Raw genomic sequence first — 14282 nt, forward strand, 5'->3', positions numbered from 1 at the left:
CCCTAACGTGATCTTCCGTACGGCCGCAGTTCCACCAGGAAGCACAGGCTCGCCTCACCTCTATCCGTTCACCGCGGCGCCCGCTGAACTTGCGGCGAACCCCTGCAACTTTCTTTGAACGGTCGGCCCTTGTGTTAGGATGGATGTGCCACGACAACCGAATTGAACCGATTTCGGTGGAGGCAGGCTGTGATCAAGGTCGAGCGAGCCAGCGAAGGCGATCCACTCGAATTCGAGGTCATCGTCCGTGCGGGAAACGGCGAGACGCGCCATCACGTCACGATGGGAAGAGATATTTGCGAACGGCTGACGATGGGCACGCACACGCCCGAGGGCTGCATCGAGGCAGCGTTCAAATTTCTGCTTGATCGCGAGCCCCAGCGATCGATCCTGCAGCGTTTCGACATCGCTGTGATCTCCCGTTATTTTCCCGAGTTCGAGCGCGAGCTGCCACGCTACTTCCCTCAATCCTGATTCGGCCGCCATATTCGGCAGGAAGAGCAATTGGCCATGCTGGTCCGCGAAAGCACGGGGAAATCGAAGCAAGGCGTGGGAAATCGTAGGTCTGGTAGCGGGGGGATCGCTACGAACGGCTCCTCACGGCAACACGTGTCTACCTCTCTTCAACTTCGATTTTGCCGCGAAGGAATTCAGCCGCCTTGGTCACAGCACGCAAGACGTCGGACTCGGCCTCACTCCATATCTCAACACCGCCTCTCGAATCCCCAACACGAGACAGACCGCTTTGTGCAACACCGGCCCGGGCAGGCGGGCGCTCGAACACCAGTGAGGCGTGCAATGGCTGGTTCCGAGGTGAGTTGGGGTTGCCCGATCTCGCATGCTTGAAGGCATGCGCTACCCGATCCACTAGTGCAAAATCCTTGCTCTCCTTTCTGAACTGATCCCGGAGGTTCTGCGATCTGTGCGCCATGTAATCGATGCAGTGAAAAGTTGCGACGCACGCCAAGAAGGCGCGACGGCGGGATGAGGGGTCATCGCGGAATTCCGCAATCGTCGGAGCGACGATTTCGCTCAAGTACGCACTAGCGTTGGCTTTCATCTCGCTCGGCTCTTAACATCTTGAATCAGACAGGAACACAGTGACAACGTCCTCGGACGTTAACATAAGCGGCAGGGCACGCGCCGTCACCGGCGGAAGTGGAGCGACCGGGCCCGCAAATCTTCGAAGCGATCCAGAGCGGGATTGGGTTTGCCTGAGTGAACTGCACTTTCAAAATGCCGAGGCCTTATCGTGAAAACTGTCGATCCTCAACGTCAACCCGTATAACAGGCGGTTGGTCACTCTATTTTGGACCTCGGGATGATAGAAGCAATGATGATCCAAGCTCTAGCTGTTCGTCTCTGTGAAGTGGAAAAGCTTTCGGCCCTTTATCCGCTCTACCATCGTCTATTGCTCGCCTCTCTCTTCGCTCATTGCGAACCCCGCCAACTATGGACTCCTTGAAAGACCACCTAGTTCGTCCAGCATTTTGTATCCGATTTCTTCAACCACGCCAAAGTCAGCAAGCATCTGAACATGAAATGCGAAATGCGCGGTGGTTTCTTTGATCGAGTGTGTAATCAGGGGCTCGAACACCAATAGCTTCTTTTGTTCAGCCGACAATCGCTCGTATTCAAAGCCATCGCCGCGCACAGAGAGTGCATCTGTCATTCGCCGCGAGAGATCATGATACAAGTCAACATTCTTCGTAGGTACACCTCCCGGCGGGATGTAAAGCGGAATGCGGTGAGCCAATGCATCCCTGTACTCAACAAGGTAATCCAGCCAAGGGTCAACCTCCTGAAGATATGCTTGCAAGTGGGTGCTTAAGGTCGCGCGCACTTCAGTGTGCTTTGCTCGCAACCCCACTCGATTACGGTGGATTCTTCCACTCAGCCCGCTTTCGTAAACCCAGACCCAAGCAAGATTGTCGATGCCGCCGTAAACATTCGCGAAGAATGCTTGAATGTTGATCTGTGCATCATGCAGCACATCGCGATCCGGAACACGGTCCATCTCTGGCGGGATGAGCGTGAACACATTCTCTATGCACCGCCGTATCGTGCCCAGCCGCCGCATGTACCCGTGGTGGGCGTATTCTGCGGCCTGTTCACTATTAAACTCACGCTGTGCGAATGTGAGAAGCAGGCGATTGCATTTCGGTTCGATTTCGCCGAGCTTCTCTTCAATTCCCGCTATCTGCTCGGGCGTAAGATACGCCATAGCTATTCTTTTTTCGCTCAGTTGCTGCTAGTTACCCGCCGCGGAGGCGCATTTGACGTGGAGATCAAAGGCCGCCCGCAGGAACTTCTCGGAACGCCGTTCTTGAAACGTGCTGTGGGTGGGGGACCGTTGGTACCGGGGAGCGCTACCGCCCTTCCCCACACCGACCAGATGTACGATATCTCATCCAATCCTTCGCAGTTCATGAACCGCACCGCGTTCACGTTACGGCCTTTGATATGCGCGCAGAAGTGGACACGAACTGCGTGGGGCATGTTCGGGCCGCCGCGCAGCGGGCTGCGTCCCAGAAAGCTGAACTGCGGCGTCGTCAACGTTTCGCCGACTGTTCTTCGAAAACTTTGACAGATACGTTCGCCACTTGCCGCAACGCTTCGCGATCGGCGCCTGATGATGCCATCACGCCCATGCCGGCGGACACCGCCGAGAGATAGCGCGCCAGCGCGGCAGCGTCGGCGGTCGGCTTCAGATCGCCGTCCTTCTTCGCCCTGACGAAGCGTTCGCGCAACTGATCTTCGGTCAGTGCGCGGCGCGCAGCGAGCTCAAAGGGAACATTCTCCGAACCGGTACCGCAGGCAAGGCCGCCTTGCACGAGCAGGCAACCAGGCGGATTGTCAGGATCGGTTTGGCTGTCTGCGGTACCCATGAGCATCCGCTCCGCGACGTCGCGGGCGGTCGGCGCGCTCAAAACCTCCTCCATCCAGGCCGCACGTTTGGCCGTGTACCGATCGAGAGCAGCCTTCAGAAGGCCTTCCTTGTTTCCAAATGCCGCATAGAGGCTCGGCGGGTTGATGCCCATCGCCTCGGTCAGCTGCGCAATGGTCGCACCCTCATAACCATGCCTCCAGAAGACTTCCATCGCCTGATCCAATGCGGCATCGGCGTCGAATTCTCTCGGGCGCCCCATGGCCATCGCGTTACTCCCTTGAAGCCGACGCCGTTTTGAGCCCGGCGTTCAATCCTTTAACCTTCTGATCTATCGTGGTTCTTTTATTTGACTTCCAGTCTTGCAGCTTGCGACATAAGATTTTCGTAGTATGCAGTACATAAGTGTCTTGCAGACTGCCGTCCAGCTCCACATCTGTAGCGAACGTTACATTTATGGAGCGCGCAAATGCCCCCACCCGCTAATACTTTCCGTTCCGGCCGTTTCCGACGCGTTGTCGGCGGCGTTGCTATCATCGGCGTCCTCGTGGCGGCTGGTTCAATCGTGAGCGGCCGCTACTTTTATGCAGCCCAGGCGACCACAGGGACCGCACCCGAGCAGGCAATCTCCGTCACGATCGCGGTGATCGAGCCGCGTCGGACCGCGCTGTGGGACGACTTCTCTGGACGTCTCGAAGCCGTCAATCGCGTCGAGATCCGCCCACGCGTCGCTGGCGCGATCCTGTCGGCCAATTTTGCCGAGGGCGCACTCGTGAAAGCCGGCGATGTCCTGTTCAAGATTGACCCCGCGCCTTACGCCGCCGAAGTGGATAAGGCCAGCGCCCAGCTCGAGGCTGCAAAGGCGCGTGCGATCTTCACTGCCAGCGAAGTCGAGCGCGGCGCGCAGCTCGTCGGCAATGCCGTCGTCACGCGGCGCGATTTCGATCAGCGCGAGAACGCCAATCGCGAAGCGATCGCCAATGTGAAGGCGGCCGAGGCGACGCTGCAGACTGCGAAGCTCAATCTGAACTACACCGAGGTCCGCGCACCCGTCGATGGCCGCGTCGGCAAGATCGAGGTGACCGTCGGAAATCTGGTGGCCGCAGGGACGGCCTCGCCGGTCCTAACCTCTCTGGTCTCGGTCAACCCGATCTATGCAAGTTTCGATGCGGACGAAGAGATCGTGCTGCGGGCGCTGAATTCCATTGCAGATAGTTCGGGCAAGCGCGGCAATCTTGATCAAATACCCGTCGAAATGACTACCTCTGGCGGCACATCGGCCAAAGGCCATATCCAGTTGATCGACAACCAGGTCAATGGTCAGAGCGGCACGATACGCGTCCGCGCGGTATTCCGGAACGATGATGGCCGCCTCATCCCCGGCCAGTTCGCGCGAGTACGGATGGGCCAGCCGCAGCAACAGACACTGGTGATGATCGACGAGCGAGCCATCGGCACCGACCAGGACAAGAAGTTCGTCATGGTGGTCGGCGACGACAACCGTGCAGTCTATCGCGGAATAACGCTCGGTGGCTCCGTCGACGGTCTCCGAATCGTGACTGATGGCCTGAAATCCGGTGACCGCATCGTCGTCAATGGCCTACAGCGGGTACGCCCGGGTGCGCTCCTTAAGACAGAAATTGCGCAGATGGGCTCGCGCGGACCGCAGCAAGCATCGAACGACGGCAGCCAGCAAATCGTGCAGCGCTAACTACCCGCAGCGCTTGGGGCATAGCAATGAAACTTTCAAAGTTCTTCATCGATCGGCCGATCTTTGCCGGCGTTCTTTCAATCGTGATCTTTCTGGCCGGCCTGATCTCGCTCTTTGCCATGCCGATCTCGGAGTATCCGGACGTGGTGCCGCCCTCAGTGGTGGTGCGCGCGACCTATCCTGGCGCCAATCCGAAGGTGATCGCGGAAACAGTTGCAACGCCGATCGAAGAGCAGATCAATGGCGTCGAGAACATGCTCTATATGAGCAGCCAGGCAACTACCGACGGGGCGATGACGCTGACCGTGACGTTCCGCCTCGGCACCGACCCCGACAAGGCGACGCAGCTTGTGCAGAACCGTGTGCAGCAGGCGGAGCCGCGCCTGCCGGCGGTTGTTCGCCAGCTCGGCATTATTACCAAGAAGAGCTCGCCCGACCTTACCATGGTCGTGCATCTGCTGTCGCCGAACAATCGCTACGACATGACGTATCTCCGTAACTACGCGGTGCTGAACGTCAAGGACCGTCTGGCGCGGATCGACGGCGTCGGTGATGTCCAGCTCTACGGTGCCGGCGACTACTCGATGCGCGTCTGGGTCGACCCGCAGAAGACCGCCGAGCACGGCCTGACCGCAAACGACATCGTGAGGGCGATCCAGGCGCAGAACGTCGAGGCCGCCGCCGGCGTGGTCGGCTCCTCGCCGAGCGTCAAGGGCATCGACCTTCAGATGTCGGTCAACGCCGAAGGTCGGCTCGCAACGGAGGAGCAGTTCGGCGACATCGTGGTCAAGACCGGTTCGCGTGGCGAGGTGGTGCGATTGCGCGACATCGCACGCATCGAATTAGGTGCGTCCGGATACGGCCTGCGCTCGCTGCTCGACAATAAGCCGGCAGTGGCGATTCCGATCTTCCAGGCGCCGGGCTCCAACGCCCTCCAGATCTCCGACCACGTTCGCGCCACCATGGCCGAGATCAAGAAGAACATGCCAGAGGGCGTATCCTACCAGATCGTCTACGACCCCACACAGTTCGTGCGCTCGTCGATCGAGGCGGTGATCCACACCCTGCTGGAAGCGATCGCGCTGGTGGTACTGGTAGTCATCCTGTTCCTCCAGACCTGGCGGGCTTCCATTATTCCGCTCCTGGCCGTGCCGGTGTCGATCGTCGGCACATTCGCCGTGATGCACGTGTTCGGCTTCTCGATCAATGCGCTCAGCCTGTTCGGCCTGGTGCTCGCGATCGGCATCGTCGTCGATGACGCTATCGTCGTGGTCGAGAACGTCGAACGCAACATCGAGGCCGGGCTTTCGCCGCGAGACGCCACCTACCAGGCAATGCAGGAGGTCTCCGGCCCCATCATTGCGATCGCACTGGTCTTGGTTGCCGTATTCGTTCCCCTCGCCTTCATCTCCGGCCTCACCGGGCAATTCTACAAGCAGTTCGCGCTGACGATCGCGATCTCGACCGTAATCTCCGCGGTCAACTCTCTGACGCTGTCGCCGGCGCTGTCGGCGTTGCTGCTCAAGGGCCACGATGAGCCCAAGGACAGGCTAACCCTCATTATGGAAAAAGGGCTCGGCTGGTTCTTCCGCGGCTTCAACCGCGTCTTCGCGCGCGCCTCGGAGAATTATAGCGGCAGCGTGTCCAAGGTGATCTCCGGCAAGGCCGCGGTGATGGGAGTCTATGTGCTCCTGATCGGCCTGACCGCCCTGCTCTTCCAGCAGGTGCCGAGCGGCTTCGTCCCAGGTCAGGACAAGCAGTACCTTGTCGGCTTCGCACGCCTGCCCGATGGCGCCACGCTCGACCGCACCGAAGACGTCATCCGCAAGATGAGCGACATTGCGCTGACGCAGCCCGGCGTCGAGAGCTCGGTGGCATTTCCCGGCCTGTCGATCTCCGGTTTCACCAACTCCTCTAACGCCGGAATCGTGTTCTCCACGTTGAAGCCGTTCGACGAGCGCAAGGATGCCGCGTTGAGTGGCCCCGCTATCGCGGCCGAGCTGAACAAGAAATATGCCGGGATCCAGGAAGCCTTCATCGCCATGTTCCCGCCGCCACCGGTCAACGGGCTCGGCACCATCGGAGGCTTCAAGCTCCAGATCGAGGACCGCGCCGGCCTTGGCTACGAGGCGTTAAACGAAGCGACTAAGGCGTTTATGGCCGCGATGCAGAAGGCGCCGGAAATCGCCGGCGTGTTCTCGAGCTTCCAGGTCAACGTGCCACAGTTGTTCGCCGACATCGATCGCACCAAGGCCCTCCAGCTTGGCGTTCCGGTGACGGAAGTATTCAACACGCTGCAGATCTATCTGGGCTCGTACTACGTCAACGACTTCAACAGGTTCGGGCGCACCTATTCGGTCTATGTTCAGGCTGACGCGCCGTTCCGTGCGCGGGCTGACGACATCCGCCAATTGAAAGTGCGCTCCGCATCCGGCGACATGATCCCGCTCTCGGCACTCCTGAAGATCTGCCAGAGCGCCGGGCCGGAGCGCGCGATTCGTTACAACGGGTTCCTGTCCTCCGACATCAACGCCGCCGCGGCTCCCGGCTATTCCTCGGGACAAGCGCAGGCCGCCGCCGAGCGCATCGCCGCTGAAGTACTGCCGCCCGGTTTTGCTTTCGAATGGACCGACCTGACCTATCAGGAGTTCATCGCAGGCAATTCCGGCATCTGGGTCTTCCCGCTGGCGATTCTGCTGGTGTTCCTGGTGCTGGCAGCGCTCTACGAGAGCCTGACCCTGCCACTGTCGATCATCATGATCGTGCCAATGGGGCTGCTTGCCGCGATGTTCGGCGTCTGGATCTCGAAGGGCGACAATAACGTCTTCACCCAGATTGGTTTGATCGTGCTGGTAGGATTGTCTGCCAAGAATGCGATCCTTATCGTCGAATTCGCACGCGAGCTGGAATTCGCGGGCCGTTCGCCGATCCGGGCAGCGATCGAGGCGAGCCGCCTGCGGCTGCGTCCGATCCTGATGACCTCGATGGCATTCATCATGGGCGTCTTGCCCCTGGTGCTCTCGACCGGTGCCGGTTCGGAAATGCGCCGAGCTATGGGTGTCGCCGTCTTCTCGGGCATGATCGGGGTCACGGTATTTGGCCTGTTCCTGACACCCGTATTCTATGTTCTGCTGCGCACCGTCACGGGACTGAAGCCACTGACAAACCATTCCGCCAGTGTAGCGGCCGGTCACGCGTCGGAGCCCGGTCGCTAGTGCAGGGCCACGCCGATCGAACCTCATGGAAGCGACCGAGCAGATCGGGACGCGGAAGGCACCGCACACGGCGAGCTTCTCCGCGGGCATTGTAGAACCGGGATGGCACCGCGATAGCTGGCGGAGGCCGCTCTAGGATGGTATTGTCTTGAGGAGCTGTTGAAGCTTCGAGACCGAGGATTTCGCTTACGCGATCAATCGCGGTCGAGACTATGGCGCTCGAAGAGATGCACTCCAAAGTCAAGCGGACGATCGCGCCTGCGGTCGGCTGGCGCGGAAAATGGAGGACGTTATGGCGTCCTGGCGTGACGACAGGGTCAGGGCAACCCTGATCCGCGATGCAGCGGGAAGCGTCCAGCCGAGCAAGACACCACGGGCTTTTGCCGAGCTTCTATTCGGCCACACCAATAGCGAGGATCTCACCAGCTACGATGCCGCGTCCCTCGCCTTCCTGGCGGAGCAGGCTTGGGAGCATGTGCAGCAACGCGCGGCAGGCCGTGCCGATATCCGCGTCATCAATCCAATGATGCCGGACGGGCGCGAGATTTCCGTGCTCGAAGTTCTCAACGACAATATGCCCTTCCTCTTCGATTCGACCATGGCGGAACTCGCCGAGCAGGGCATCGAAGTCACGCTGGTCGCCCATCCGATCGTAGCCGTCGAGCGCGACGCGTACGGCAAGCTGCTGCGTTTCTATGGCGAAACACTGCCCGAAGGGTCAAAGGGCGAGCGCGAAAGCCTCATCCATCTGCATATCGCCCGTCTCGACGCCGCTGACGACCGGCAGAAACTGATCGACGGCCTCACCAAGACGCTGAACGACGTGCGCGCTTGCGTGACCGACTGGCGAGCCATGCGCGCCCGCGTCGAAGGGGCGATCAAGACCTTGAGCTCCAATCCGCCGCCGCTGCCGATCGACGATGTCGCCGAAGCCAGCCAGTTCCTGCAATGGCTGTGCGCCGACAATTTCACCTTCCTCGGCCTGCGCGAATATCGCTTCTCGCCCGACAGCGCTGCGTCGGACGAGATCAGCAGCGGCGAAGGTCTCGGCATCCTGCGTGATCCTGATGTGAAGGTGCTGCGCCGCGGCACCGAAATGGTGGTGATGACACAGGAAATCCGCGAGTTTATGCGCGAGCCGACACTCCTCATCGTTGTCAAGGCCAATGTCAGCAGCCGCGTCCATCGTCGCGTCCGGATGGACTACGTAGGCATCAAACTGTACACGCCGGACGGCCGGCTCGAGGGCGAACTGCGCCTCGTCGGTCTGTTCACCTCGGGCGCCTATACTCGTTCGGTGCGACAAATCCCCTACGTCCGCCACAAGGTGGCGCAGGTGCTCGAGCGCGCCGGCTTCGACCCCAACAGCCATTCCGGCAAGGCACTGCTGCATATCCTCGAAGAATATCCGCGCGACGAGATCGTCCAGGTCGATGTTGAGACGCTCTATAATTTCGTCATGGAAGTCCTGATGCTTTATGAGCGCCCTCGCTTGCGGGCGTTGGCACGAGTTGACAAATTTGACCGCTTCGTCTCCATCCTCGTGTTCATTCCGCGCGAGAAGTATGACACCGAGGTACGGACGCGTGTCGCCGCCTTCCTGGCCCAGGTGTACAAGGGGACCTTGGCAGCCTCCTACGTGTCCTTCCCCGAAGGTCCGCTTGCGCGCGTCCACTACATCATCGGGCGCTATGAAGGCAAAACGCCGGTCGTCGAGCGCGCAACGCTTGAAGGCGGGATCAGCGCAATCATCGCAACATGGGGCGACAAGCTGAAAGCCGCGCTTGCGGCCACCACTGACGGCATGCGAGCTCGCCTGCTCGCCAATCGTTATGCCCGGGCCTTTACCGGCGGCTATACGGAGATCTTCGACGCGCCACAGGCCATCACTGACATCGCCACCATCGAAAAGCTCAGCGCCGCTCGTCCCGTGGCGCTTTCGGTTTACCGCATCGACGGTGATGATCCGAGGCGTTTCGGCCTCAAGGTCTTTTCGCGCGGCACGCCGCTATCACTGTCCTATCGCGTCCCGGTGATTGAAAATCACGGCCTGCGCGTCGTCAACGAGCGCACCTTTCAGATTACGCCCAGCGCCACGCCTGCACCCGCACCGGTTTGGCTACATGACATGACGATCGAGACCAATGACGGCAAGCCGATCGTTATTACCGAGGAATTCGGTCGTCGCCTGGAAGCCTCGATCATGGCGGTGGTGGGCGATCGCGCCGAATCCGACGGATACAACGCCCTCATCCTGCGCACGGGCTTGAGTTGGCGCGAAGTTTCGGCCATCCGCGCCCTCTCCCACTATCTGCACCAGATCCGCGCTCCGTTCAGCCAGGATTATATGTGGGGAACGTTGCGCAAGAACAGCGCCATCACCACCACCATCGTCGCGCTGTTCCAGGCTCGCTTCGACCCGCGCCTCGCCGTCACCAATGCCGAGCGCTCGGCGCGCGAGACGGCTCTTCTCGCCGAGATTGAGGAGCAGCTCAAATCCGTCGCCCTGTTAGACGAAGACCGCATCCTGCGCCGCTTCACCAATCTGGTGCAGGCCATCGTCCGCACCAACCTGTGGCAAATTGGCCTGGACGGACATCCGCGTCCGGTGATTTCCTTCAAGTTCGACGCCCGCAAAATCGATGACCTACCGGCTCCGCGACCGCTCTACGAGATCTTTGTCTATTCGCCGCGTGTCGAAGGTATCCATCTACGTTTCGGCAAGGTCGCGCGCGGCGGCCTGCGCTGGTCCGACCGGCCGCAGGATTTCCGCACCGAGATCCTCGGTCTTGTCAAGGCACAGCAGGTCAAGAACGCCGTCATCGTGCCGGTCGGCGCTAAGGGCGGCTTCGTGCCCAAGCGCCTGCCGCCGCCCTCCAATCGAGAGGCCTGGATGGCGGAAGGCACCGAAGCCTATCGCATCTTCGTTCGCTCGCTGCTCGAACTTACCGATAATCTCGATGGCGACGCGATCGTGCCGCCCGATGACACCGTGCGGCACGACGAGGATGATCCGTATCTCGTCGTCGCGGCCGACAAGGGCACGGCGACTTTCTCGGACATCGCCAACGCGATCTCAGTCGAGAAGGGCCATTGGCTCGGCGACGCTTTCGCCTCCGGCGGCAGCCAAGGTTATGACCATAAGAAGATGGGCATCACCGCGCGCGGTGCGTGGGAAGCTGTCAAGCGCCATTTCCGCGAGCTCGGCACCGATATCCAGACCATGCCCTTCACCGTTGCAGGTGTCGGCGACATGTCCGGCGACGTCTTCGGCAATGGCATGCTGCTTTCGCCGGCGACAAGGCTGGTGGCGGCTTTCGACCACCGGGACATCTTCATCGATCCCTCGCCCGACCCTGCCATCAGCCACGCCGAGCGCCTGCGCTTGTTCAACATGCCGCGGTCGAGCTGGCAGGACTACAACAAATCGCTGATCTCGCAGGGCGGCGGCGTGTTCTCGCGTTCGCTCAAGGCAATTCCGCTCGCACCGGAGGTGCGGGCCCTGCTTGATCTCGACAAGACGCAAGCCACGCCTTTCGAGGTGATGACGGCGATACTGAAGGCACGGGTCGACCTGCTCTGGTTTGGCGGCATCGGCACCTACATCCGCGCGTCGATCGAAAGCGACGACCAGGTGGGCGATCGCGCCAACGATCCTATCCGTGTCACCGGCTCTGAAGTCCGCGCCCGGGTGATCGGCGAAGGTGCCAATCTCGGCGTGACCCAGCGCGGCCGCATCGAAGCGGCGCAGAGAGGCGTCAAGCTCAATACCGACGCCATCGACAATTCGGCGGGAGTGAACACTTCCGACGTCGAGGTCAATATCAAGATTGCGCTGGCACGCCCCGAACGCGACGGATACCTCAGTCCGACTGACCGCAACAGCCTGCTTGCCGCGATGACCGACGAGGTCGGCACGCTGGTGCTTCGCAACAATTACCTTCAATCGCTGGCGTTGTCGCTAGCCGAGCGCAAGGGCGTGGCCGACAATGGCTTCCTTGCCCGCCTGATGCAATCGCTCGAGCGGCGGGGCCTGCTCGACCGCGCCGTTGAGTTCCTGCCGGACGACGTCGCAATCGCCGCGCGCACGCAGCGCGGCCAGCCCTTCACGCGGCCGGAACTCGCCGTGCTGCTCGCCTACGCCAAGCTCACCCTTTACGATGATCTGCTCGTCACGAGCGTGCCGGACGACCCTTATCTCACCGGCGAATTGTCAAAATATTTCCCGCAGGAGATTCGAGACAAATTCCCCGATGCCATAAAAAGCCATCGTCTGCGACGGGAAATCATCTCCACCAATCTTGCCAATGCCGTGATCAATCGCGGCGGCCCGACCTGCATCGGGCGCCTAATCGATGAGACGGATGCCGACGTATCCACCATCGCCATGGCTTTCGTGGCGGTGGAGGAATCTTACGGTCTCGAGCGGCTGAACAACGCGATTGATGCGCTTGACACCAAGATCAACGGTCAAGTGCAACTCGGCCTTTACGCGGCGATTCAGGATCTCCTGCTCTCCCGCATGGTCTGGTACGTGCGCAACGTTGATTTCAAAGCCGGCCTGGACGCGGTGATCTCGCGCTTCGGCCCGAGTATCCGAGAGATCGCCGTCGGGCTCGACAACGCCCTGCCGCAGGAATTGCAGGCTGGCCGCAGCAAGCGGCGACGTGACCTGGTCGATGCCGGCGTCCCCACCGACCTCGCAAACGAACTCGCCGATCTCGACGCCTTGCTCTCCGCACCGGATATCGTGACAGTTGCCGAGCGCACCACCCGCGCGATTGGCGACGCCGCCACGACCTTCTTCGCTGCCGAGGCCAATTTCCACCTTCATCCCATTATCGTCGCCGCGCGCAGCATTCCGGCAAACGATCATTTCGAACGTCTCGCCATCGACCGCGCGGTTGACCAGATCGCAGCAGCCGAAAGAAGATTGGCCGCGGACATGCTGACAACCGGCCAATGCGGCCGTCAGGCTACCGAAATCTGGTTCGCGGCTCATCCTGAAGCGACGCGTGTCCGCCGCTCGGTCGAGGAGATCGCTGCCAGCGGACTGACGCTTGCCAAGCTGACCGTGACGGCCAACCTGCTGGGGGATTTGGTGAAGGGCTAAGGGGGCGCGCGGCGGCGATACTAATGTGCGATGGCGAACCATCAACCTGCCGGACTGGATTGCACCAAGTCGCGGGCGCCTGGAAATTCGCTGATTGGTAGCGGGGGAGGGACTCGAACCCCCGACCCCAGGATTATGATTCCCGTGCTCTAACCAGCTGAGCTACCCCGCCAAGGCATCGCAATCGGCGGCAGGAGGTGCCGCGGGCGCGAATGCGGGGGCATATAAGGAGTGGGTCAAGCCCCTGTCAAGCAAAGCGAACCCGCCGGACCGCGCCTGCAAAATGGCGCTATTTCGGCCGGATTGTCGGGTCGCCGCCGGGGCTGCCGGGCGGTGGAATCACCGGCGTCTTGCTCCCATCCGGCGGCGTGGGTGCATGCATTTCGGGATCGACGCCTGGAGGCGGACACAATACGCCCTCCGAGCGGGCCAGCTTGTCGCCGAGCGGCTCGGTCCGCTGGCCGGTGGTCGTTCCCTCCGGAGCCTTCTCGCCGGGTTTCGGCACCTGCTGCATTGGCGCGCAATCGGCGGCGCGCTGCGGCGATGGCGGCGCGGTCTGAGGCGGCGGCGTGGTCGGACTCGGCGGGGCCTGTGCCCCCGCCACGCCGACGGCCGCCATCAACATACATGAGATCAGAAAGGCGCGTTTCATTGCCATGCAGGGAAAACGGCCTGCACTTGCGGAGGTTCCGCAGTCAATCCATCGCGTGTTTCACGATTTCCGATAACGGATCAGCGAAAAATGTCCCATCGGCGGCATCGGCCGCCGCTCGGTCAAGGTAACGCCACCGTGTTTGGCGGCCCAGTTGCTCAGGCGCTCCCATGGAAATTCCGGACGCCAGCCGAGCCGTCGCGCCAGCGGTGCGAAGGCCAGTTCGAAGATGCGGCGCGGGCCGCTTTCGGCGCCGATATGATTGACCAGGATGAGCTCGCCGCCCGGCTTCAGCACGCGGATGAAATCATCCAGCGTCGCCTCGGGATCGGGCACCGCCGTGATGACATATTGCGCCACCACTGCGTCGAAGAACGAATCCGGAAACGCCAGGTTCTTGGCGTCCATCACCGCGAGCGTTTCGACATTGGTCAGCCCGAACTCGCGCACGCGCTTGAGCGCGCGCCGCAGCATCGGCTCGGAAATATCGACGCCGCATAGTTTCGTATTGCGCGAATATTCCGACAGCGACAGCCCGGTGCCGACGCCGACGTCGAGAACGCGTCCGCCGATCTTGTCGGCTTCGGCGATGGTCGATCGCCGCCCCTCGTCGAATACCTTGCCGAAAACAAGATCGTAGATCGGCGCCCAGCGTCCATAAGCCTTTTCGACCCCCTCGCGGTCGATGTCCCCAGCCATTTCCC

Annotated in this window: 10 protein-coding genes and 1 tRNA gene; 4 read left to right on the top strand and 7 right to left on the bottom strand. The window is 61.2% G+C overall.

Features of this window, described 5'->3' with window-relative positions:
* Nucleotides 1-60 precede the first annotated feature (60 nt).
* From J6524_RS37600 to J6524_RS06960, 3 genes are all read right to left on the bottom strand, one after another.
* Complete coding sequence (locus J6524_RS37600; protein ID WP_312002353.1) at nucleotides 61-504, bottom strand: hypothetical protein; 444 nt, start codon at nucleotides 502-504, stop codon at nucleotides 61-63.
* 109 nt (nucleotides 505-613) lie between these two features.
* Nucleotides 614-1060 carry a hypothetical protein gene (locus J6524_RS06955; RefSeq protein WP_225669630.1) on the bottom strand — a complete coding sequence of 149 codons (447 nt, stop codon included), beginning with the start codon at nucleotides 1058-1060 and terminating at the stop codon, nucleotides 614-616.
* Between the two features lie 390 nt (nucleotides 1061-1450).
* Nucleotides 1451-1993 (bottom strand): hypothetical protein, encoded by a 543-nt coding sequence (locus J6524_RS06960; protein ID WP_225669631.1) that lies wholly within the window; start codon nucleotides 1991-1993, stop codon nucleotides 1451-1453.
* Between J6524_RS06960 and J6524_RS06965 the strand changes: the two genes are divergently transcribed.
* Nucleotides 1985-2587 carry a hypothetical protein gene (locus tag J6524_RS06965; RefSeq protein WP_225669632.1) on the top strand — a complete coding sequence of 201 codons (603 nt, stop codon included), beginning with the start codon at nucleotides 1985-1987 and terminating at the stop codon, nucleotides 2585-2587. The two genes, J6524_RS06960 and J6524_RS06965, sit on opposite strands and share 9 nt — an antisense overlap.
* Here J6524_RS06965 and J6524_RS06970 read toward each other — a convergent pair.
* Nucleotides 2553-3155: a TetR/AcrR family transcriptional regulator gene (locus J6524_RS06970; protein ID WP_225669633.1), complete on the bottom strand. Its 603-nt coding sequence runs from the start codon at nucleotides 3153-3155 to the stop codon at nucleotides 2553-2555. The two genes, J6524_RS06965 and J6524_RS06970, sit on opposite strands and share 35 nt — an antisense overlap.
* A gap of 201 nt (nucleotides 3156-3356) precedes the next feature.
* Here J6524_RS06970 and J6524_RS06975 point away from each other — a divergent pair, with 201 nt between their 5' ends.
* The 3 genes from J6524_RS06975 (at nucleotide 3357) to J6524_RS06985 (ending at nucleotide 12926) form a co-directional block, all read left to right on the top strand.
* Nucleotides 3357-4598 carry an efflux RND transporter periplasmic adaptor subunit gene (locus J6524_RS06975; RefSeq protein WP_225669634.1) on the top strand — a complete coding sequence of 414 codons (1242 nt, stop codon included), beginning with the start codon at nucleotides 3357-3359 and terminating at the stop codon, nucleotides 4596-4598.
* A gap of 26 nt (nucleotides 4599-4624) precedes the next feature.
* Nucleotides 4625-7813, top strand: coding sequence for an efflux RND transporter permease subunit (locus J6524_RS06980; protein WP_225669635.1), 3189 nt, complete (start codon nucleotides 4625-4627; stop codon nucleotides 7811-7813).
* A gap of 280 nt (nucleotides 7814-8093) precedes the next feature.
* Entirely contained in the window at nucleotides 8094-12926 is a 4833-nt protein-coding gene (locus J6524_RS06985; RefSeq protein ID WP_225669636.1) for an NAD-glutamate dehydrogenase, read from the top strand.
* A gap of 95 nt (nucleotides 12927-13021) precedes the next feature.
* Here J6524_RS06985 and J6524_RS06990 read toward each other — a convergent pair.
* The 3 genes from J6524_RS06990 to J6524_RS07000 all read right to left on the bottom strand — a co-directional run bounded on the left by J6524_RS06990 (nucleotide 13022) and on the right by J6524_RS07000 (nucleotide 14277).
* Nucleotides 13022-13098 (bottom strand) — tRNA-Met (locus J6524_RS06990).
* Between the two features lie 117 nt (nucleotides 13099-13215).
* Complete coding sequence (locus tag J6524_RS06995) at nucleotides 13216-13584, bottom strand: hypothetical protein (protein ID WP_225669637.1); 369 nt, start codon at nucleotides 13582-13584, stop codon at nucleotides 13216-13218.
* Nucleotides 13585-13638: 54 nt separating this feature from the next.
* Nucleotides 13639-14277 carry a class I SAM-dependent methyltransferase gene (locus tag J6524_RS07000; protein WP_225669638.1) on the bottom strand — a complete coding sequence of 213 codons (639 nt, stop codon included), beginning with the start codon at nucleotides 14275-14277 and terminating at the stop codon, nucleotides 13639-13641.
* Nucleotides 14278-14282 lie beyond the last annotated feature (5 nt).

This window comes from Bradyrhizobium hereditatis, assembly GCF_020329435.1.
Taxonomy (GTDB): Bacteria; Pseudomonadota; Alphaproteobacteria; order Rhizobiales; family Xanthobacteraceae; genus Bradyrhizobium; species Bradyrhizobium hereditatis.

What these genes read in the sequence shown, in the direction of transcription:
- J6524_RS06965 (WP_225669632.1), top strand. Translation starts at nt 1,985, where the DNA reads ATGCAGCACATCGCGATCCGGAACACGGTCCATCTCTGGCGGGATGAG.
- J6524_RS06980 (WP_225669635.1), top strand. Translation starts at nt 4,625, where the DNA reads ATGAAACTTTCAAAGTTCTTCATCGATCGGCCGATCTTTGCCGGCGTT.
- J6524_RS06985 (WP_225669636.1), top strand. Translation starts at nt 8,094, where the DNA reads ATGGAGGACGTTATGGCGTCCTGGCGTGACGACAGGGTCAGGGCAACC.
- J6524_RS06970 (WP_225669633.1), bottom strand. Translation starts at nt 3,155, where the DNA reads ATGGCCATGGGGCGCCCGAGAGAATTCGACGCCGATGCCGCATTGGAT.
- J6524_RS07000 (WP_225669638.1), bottom strand. Translation starts at nt 14,277, where the DNA reads ATGGCTGGGGACATCGACCGCGAGGGGGTCGAAAAGGCTTATGGACGC.
- J6524_RS06975 (WP_225669634.1), top strand. Translation starts at nt 3,357, where the DNA reads ATGCCCCCACCCGCTAATACTTTCCGTTCCGGCCGTTTCCGACGCGTT.
- J6524_RS06995 (WP_225669637.1), bottom strand. Translation starts at nt 13,584, where the DNA reads ATGGCAATGAAACGCGCCTTTCTGATCTCATGTATGTTGATGGCGGCC.
- J6524_RS06955 (WP_225669630.1), bottom strand. Translation starts at nt 1,060, where the DNA reads ATGAAAGCCAACGCTAGTGCGTACTTGAGCGAAATCGTCGCTCCGACG.